We start from the raw sequence: 1,534 nt of genomic DNA, 5'->3' as shown, positions 1-1,534 counted from the left end.
GAGTCACTCGTCGAGGTTCATTACAATGAGCTTATTAGTGCATGGCAACAGCATTTCAGAGGTGGAAGTCACTAATATTTCTACGCATGGGTTATGGTTATTAGCCCATGAAAAAGAGTTATTTATGTCGTATGAGGATTTTCCCTGGTTTAAAGAGAAGACCGTCAAATCAATCATAAATGTAAAGGAGCAATCGCCCGATCATTTCTATTGGCCAGACTTAGATGTTGATTTAACTAGAGAAATGATTGAATACCCGGAGCGATTTCCACTTAAATCAAACAGCGCGTAACAGATTGTCAGGAGTTACGCAGTTCAAATGTTACCCCGTTGATTTATCAAGGAAGATGGCGTTTCTAATTTGTTAATGACGGCGAAATAGTTTGGTTTTGGATTGGGTCGCATCGAGAGTACGAAAAATTGCTGCAACAAATATAATCTAATTCGATATGCGAATAGCGCACGGCAATTTGTTGCGAAACGGCGTCTAAACTAAAATTGGGAAAGTTCTGACATGTGATATGTCAGAAATAAAGTACTTGACGTCAGTCTTACAGATCAACTATAAGGCATTTTTATCAGTTTTAACAAATTGTTAGGTCTGCTTTGATCTCAGTGTTGAGGTCGAAGACTCGTCAGGCAAAGAGGTGAAAATATGAATCGAGATACTGCTTGGAAAGTGACAGAAATCTATATCGCAACTATGGGTTATGCACCAGACAACGAAGGACTTCAGTATTGGATAAACCAAATAAATATCAATCCGCAATGGACAGTAGAGACTGTCGCTCAGAGTTTTTTTGATCAGCCGTTAGTTCAACAAAAATACCCAGATACTTCTGATTTTGGCCTACTGATCAATGCACTATATACAAATATTTTTAATCGTCAAGCCGACGAAGATGGCTATTCATATTGGATAAGCGAACTGACTTCCAGTTCATTGACACCCAATCAAATGATTGTCGCCATGATTAATGGTGGATGGGATAACAATGACCCGCAAGCAGCGTCAGATATGTCTCGCTTTGGCAATCAAGTCGAAGTGGCTCTGGAGTTCGCAGAATATCAATCAAATAACGGGATTGTTTACAGTGAACTTAGTGATGCGGATCAGATATATATTCGACAAGCTGGTAGAGCTATTTTAGCTAATATAACTGAAAGTGAAACAACTGTTGAGGAAGCAATTAATAGTATACCAGCTTTGTTGGCACCCTTAGAAGCTATGAATAGCGCTCCAGTTGCAAACGATGACAGCGCAACAGTGACAGAAGGTGAATCGATTGTTATTGATGTGCTAGAAAATGATAGCGACCCGGACGGTGACGCGTTAGCGATTACTTCAATAACTCACGGTGATCATGGTACCGTTACGATTACGGATGATGGATTGGAGGTATGTTATACTAAGGAAGAAGATTATAGCGGAAGTGATCAATTTGAATACACCATTTCGGATGGAAAAGGCGGTGAAGCGACCGCAACGGTATCTGTTACTGTATCTGAAAACGAAGCGACAGATGACTACAGT

The 1,534-nt window shown here is 40.1% G+C and carries 2 protein-coding genes; both read left to right on the top strand.

The window, feature by feature from the left end:
- Window positions 1–292, top strand: a 292-nt coding sequence (locus HUK38_RS14540) for a DUF2442 domain-containing protein (protein ID WP_238787696.1), incomplete at its 5' end; no start/stop codon positions are given.
- Window positions 293–655: 363 nt separating this feature from the next.
- On the top strand, window positions 656–1,534 hold an 879-nt coding region (locus HUK38_RS14535; protein ID WP_182585038.1), incomplete at its 3' end, for an Ig-like domain-containing protein.

It is taken from the genome of Thiospirillum jenense, from assembly GCF_014145225.1.
In the GTDB taxonomy this organism is placed as follows: Bacteria; Pseudomonadota; Gammaproteobacteria; order Chromatiales; family Chromatiaceae; genus Thiospirillum; species Thiospirillum jenense.
This window is presented reverse-complemented; position numbering and strand designations above follow the sequence as displayed.